Origin of the sequence: Streptomyces racemochromogenes (assembly GCF_044129415.1) — a bacterium.
GTDB classification, from domain to species: Bacteria; Actinomycetota; Actinomycetes; order Streptomycetales; family Streptomycetaceae; genus Streptomyces; species Streptomyces racemochromogenes_A.
The window spans coordinates 1-4,592 of the sequence record NZ_JBBDHD010000245.1 but is presented as its reverse complement, the minus strand read 5'-3'; the positions used below and the strand labels follow the sequence as shown (position 1 = coordinate 4,592).

Below are 4,592 nucleotides of genomic sequence, written 5' to 3'. Positions count from 1 at the left end.
CTCGACCACCGCACGGACGTCCTGGACGCGCGGCCGGCCGCCACCCTGGGCTGCCGCCCGTGACCGGACCGTGCCGGTCCGGCCCCCGGCCCCGGTTGCCGGCCCGGACCGTGCCGGCGGGCGGTCGCCGGTCCGGGGCGGGTCAGCCGAGGAGGAGGCGCTTCAGTTCGCGGGCCGCGCGGGGTGGGGCCACGTCCGTGCGGTGGGCCAGGGCGATCGTGCGGCGGAGGGGGGAGCCCGCGAGGGGGGTGGCGCGCAGGCCGGGGCCGCCGTGTTCCACCACCATCTCCGGCACCACCGCCACGCCCAGACCCGCCCGCACGAAGCCCAGGACGGCGTCCATCTCGCCGCCCTCCACCGTGAACACCGGCTCGAACCCCGCCGCCCGGCAGGCGCCCACCGTCAGGTCCCGCAGGTCGTAGCCGTGCCGGAACATGACCATCGGTTCCTCCCGCAGGTCGGCGATGCCCAGCTCACCGCCCCCGCCCGGCGGCGGGAGGTCGCGGGACGAGACGACCACCAGGTCCTCCGTCAGCAGCTCCACCGTCGTCAGCGGCGGCGCCGAAGGCGGCAGCGGCAGGACGATCAGCGCCAGGTCCAGGACCCCGCGCGCCAGTTCCCGTACCAGGTCCAGCGAACCGCCCTCCTCGATCAGCAGCTCGATGCCCGGGTGCGCCGTGTGGAAGGCGCGGAGCACCCCCGGCAGCATCCCCGTGCACACGCTCGGCGTGGCCCCCAACCGCACCCGGCCCCGCCGCAGCTGGAGCAGCTCCTGAACCTCCAGCCGGGCCGTGTCCGCGTCCGCCAGGATCCGCCGGGCCAGGGGCAGCAGCGCCTCACCCGCGTCGGTCAGCGCGATGTTCCCCCGCGCCCGGCTGAACAGCTCGGCCCCCAACTCCCGTTCGAGCGCCTTGATCTGCTGCGACAGCGACGGCTGGGCCACGTGCTCCCGCTCCGCCGCGCGCGTGAAGTGCCGGGTCTCGGCGACGGCCACGAAGTACACGAGCTGCTGGAACTGCATGTCCCCAGGCTAGCGGCGCATCCCCCCGCTCCATAGGGGATGCCTATCGCGATCAGCTCCACCATGTCTTGGACCTTTCGGGACCTTGGTCCCTACGGTCTATCTCATGGCTCTGGCAACGCGGACGGATCGACGGCCGTCCACCCCGCGCACGCTCTGGGACTCCACCGTCGGCAAGAAGTCCGTGATGGCCGTCTCCGGCCTGATCATGCTCGGCTACCTGGTCGCGCACATGTTCGGCAACCTCAAGATCTTCTTCGGTGCCGACGAGTTCAACGGCTACGCCCACGCCCTGCGCACCCTCGGCGAACCGTTCCTGCACTACGAGTGGGCCCTGTGGGCCGTCCGTGCGGTCCTGGTCGCCGCCGTCGTCGCCCACGCCGTCTGCGCCTACCAGCTCAGCCGCCGCGACCTCAGGGCACGCCCGGTCAAGTACGCCCACAAGCGGCGCCGCGCGAGCTACGCCACCCGCACCATGCGCTGGGGTGGCGTCATCCTCGCCCTTTTCATCGTCTGGCACCTCCTCGACCTCACCACGCTCACCGTCAACGAGCGCGCCTGGGCCGGCCACCCCTACCAGAACGTCCTCGCGACCTTCTCCACCTGGTACGGCAACACGATCTACATCGTCGCCATGGCCGCCCTCGGCCTGCACGTCCGCCACGGTTTCCGGAGCGCCGCCCAGACCCTCGGCGCGGGCAACGCCCGACGCGACCGGGTGCTGACGTTCCTGGCCAACGCCCTGGCCCTCGTCCTCTTCGCGGGCTTCGTGTCCGTCCCCGTCGCCGTCATGACCGGAGTGGTGAGCTGACCATGAGCACCGAGTACGCCGCCTACACCACCGGCGACCCCATCGCCGACACCAAGGCCCCCGCCGGCCCCATCGCCGAACGCTGGGACCGCCGCCGCTTCGAGGCGAAGCTGGTCAACCCGGCCAACCGCCGCAAGCACACCGTGATCGTCGTCGGCACCGGCCTGGCGGGCGGTGCCGCCGGCGCGACCCTCGCCGAGCAGGGCTACCACGTGGTCCAGTTCTGCTACAGCGACTCCCCGCGCCGCGCTCACTCCATCGCCGCCCAGGGCGGCATCAACGCCGCCAAGAACTACCGCAACGACGGGGACTCCGTCCACCGCCTCTTCTACGACACCGTCAAGGGCGGCGACTTCCGCGCCCGCGAGTCCAACGTCCACCGCCTCGCCCAGATCTCCGTCGAGATCATCGACCAGTGCGTGGCCCAGGGCGTCCCCTTCGCCCGCGAGTACGGCGGCCTCCTCGACACCCGCTCCTTCGGCGGCGTCCAGGTCTCCCGCACCTTCTACGCCCGCGGCCAGACCGGCCAGCAGCTGCTCCTCGGCGCCTACCAGGCGCTGTCGCGGCAGATAGCGGCGGGCAACGTCGAGCTGCACGCCCGCACCGAGATGCTCGACCTGATCACCGTCGACGGGGTCGCCCGCGGCATCGTCGCCCGCGACCTCGTCACCGGCCGGATCGGCACCCACTACGCCGACGCCGTGGTCCTGGCCACCGGCGGCTACGGCAACGTCTTCTACCTCTCCACCAACGCCATGAACTCCAACGCGACCGCCGTCTGGCGGGCGCACCGGCGCGGCGCGTACTTCGCCAACCCCTGCTTCACCCAGATCCACCCCACCTGCATCCCGCGCACCGGCGACCACCAGTCCAAGCTCACCCTGATGAGCGAGTCCCTGCGCAACGACGGCCGCATCTGGGTCCCCAAGGCCAAGGGCGACACCCGCCCCGCCGCCGAGATCCCCGAGGACGAGCGCGACTATTACCTGGAGCGGATCTACCCCTCCTTCGGCAACCTCGTCCCCCGCGACATCGCCTCCCGCGCCGCCAAGAACGTCTGCGACGAGGGCCGCGGCGTCGGCCCCGGCGGACAGGGCGTCTACCTGGACTTCGCCGACGCCATCCGCCGCATGGGCCGCGACAGGGTCGCCGAGAAGTACGGCAACCTCTTCGAAATGTACGAGCGGATCACGGCGGAGAACCCGTACGAGGTCCCCATGCGCATCTACCCGGCCGTCCACTACACGATGGGCGGACTGTGGGTCGACTACGACCTCCAGACCACCATCCCGGGCCTGTTCGCCATCGGCGAGGCCAACTTCTCCGACCACGGGGCCAACCGCCTCGGCGCCTCCGCCCTGATGCAGGGCCTCGGCGACGGCTACTTCGTCCTCCCCTCCACCATCAACGACTACCTCGCCCGCCACCCGCACCACGAGGAGGTCGACGACAGCCACCCCGAGGCCGCGGCCGCCGTCCGCGAGACCCGCGACTGCCTCGCCAGGCTGCTGGCCGTCGACGGCGACCGCACCCCCGACTCCTTCCACCGTGAGATCGGCGAACTCATGTGGGAGTACTGCGGCATGGCACGCACCGAGGAGGGACTGCGCAAGGCGCTGGCCCGCATCCCGGAGATCCGTGAGGAGTTCTGGCGGCGGATCAAGGTCCCGGGAAGCGGCCAGGAGTTCAACCAGTCGCTGGAGAAGGCCAACCGCATCGTCGACTACCTCGAACTCGCCGAGCTGATGTGTCTCGACGCCCTCCACCGCGCCGAGTCCTGCGGCGGCCACTTCCGCGAGGAGTCCCAGACCCCGGACGGCGAAGCGGCCCGCCGCGACGAGGAGTTCGGCTATGCGGCCGCCTGGGAGTACCAGGGCACCGGTGCCGCCCCCGTCCTGCACAAGGAAGACCTCGTCTTCGAGTACGTCCACCCCACCCAGCGGAGCTACGCATGAAGCTCACCCTGCGCGTCTGGCGCCAGCCGAACGCCGACGCCCCCGGCGCCATGGCCTCCTACGAGGTCGACGGCATCTCGAAGGACATGTCCTTCCTGGAGATGCTCGACACCCTCAACGAGGACCTCATCCTGCGCGGCGAGGACCCGGTCGCCTTCGACCACGACTGCCGCGAGGGCATCTGCGGCGCGTGCAGCCTCGTCATCAACGGCGACGCCCACGGCCCCGAACGCACCACCACCTGCCAGCTCCACATGAGGTCCTTCACCGACGGCGACACCATCGACGTCGAACCCTGGCGGGCCTCCGCCTTCCCCGTGGTCAAGGACCTCGTGGTGGACCGCAGCGCCTTCGACCGCATCATCCAGGCCGGCGGCTACATCACCGCCCCCACCGGCTCGGCGCCCGAGGCGCACGCCACCGCCGTGCCGAAGCCGGCGGCCGACTCGGCGTTCGAGCACGCCGAGTGCATAGGCTGCGGGGCGTGCGTGGCGGCCTGCCCCAACGGCTCCGCGATGCTGTTCACCTCCGCCAAGGTCAACCACCTGAACGTGCTCCCGCAGGGCTCGCCCGAGCGCGAGACGCGCGTCCTGGACATGGTGGCGCGCATGGACGACGAGGGCTTCGGCGGCTGCACCCTGACCGGCGAATGCGCCACCGCCTGCCCGAAGGGCATCCCGCTGCCGTCGATCGCCGCCATGAACAAGGAGTGGCTGCGGGCGCTGCGCAGGCGCTGACACCGCCGCGCGCCCGATCCGCCGGCCCGATCCGCCGACCGGGCGCACGGCCGGGCGCCGGGCCGCGC

Annotated in this window: 4 protein-coding genes; 3 read left to right on the top strand and 1 reads right to left on the bottom strand. The window is 71.7% G+C overall.

Translation table 11 applies throughout. The features are described 5' to 3' along the window. Window positions 1-142: 142 nt before the first annotated feature. Window positions 143-1,021, bottom strand: a complete 879-nt coding sequence (locus WDV06_RS36290; RefSeq protein WP_395514070.1) for a LysR family transcriptional regulator — start codon at window positions 1,019-1,021, stop codon at window positions 143-145. 106 nt (window positions 1,022-1,127) lie between these two features. On the opposite strand from WDV06_RS36290, the gene WDV06_RS36285 reads away from it, so the two are divergent. Genes WDV06_RS36285 through WDV06_RS36275 form a run of 3 tightly spaced genes read left to right on the top strand, consistent with a single transcriptional unit; the run spans window position 1,128 to window position 4,524 of the window. Further along, window positions 1,128-1,832, top strand: a complete 705-nt coding sequence (locus WDV06_RS36285; RefSeq protein ID WP_395514069.1) for a succinate dehydrogenase cytochrome b subunit — start codon at window positions 1,128-1,130, stop codon at window positions 1,830-1,832. A 2-nt stretch (window positions 1,833-1,834) separates the two neighbouring features. Beyond that, window positions 1,835-3,787, top strand: coding sequence for a fumarate reductase/succinate dehydrogenase flavoprotein subunit (locus WDV06_RS36280; RefSeq protein WP_395514068.1), 1,953 nt, complete (start codon window positions 1,835-1,837; stop codon window positions 3,785-3,787). Next, on the top strand, window positions 3,784-4,524 hold the full coding sequence (locus tag WDV06_RS36275; protein WP_395514067.1) for a succinate dehydrogenase/fumarate reductase iron-sulfur subunit: 741 nt from the start codon (window positions 3,784-3,786) through the stop codon (window positions 4,522-4,524). The genes WDV06_RS36280 and WDV06_RS36275 overlap by 4 nt, the downstream gene beginning before the upstream one ends. The last annotated feature ends 68 nt before the right edge of the window (window positions 4,525-4,592 follow it).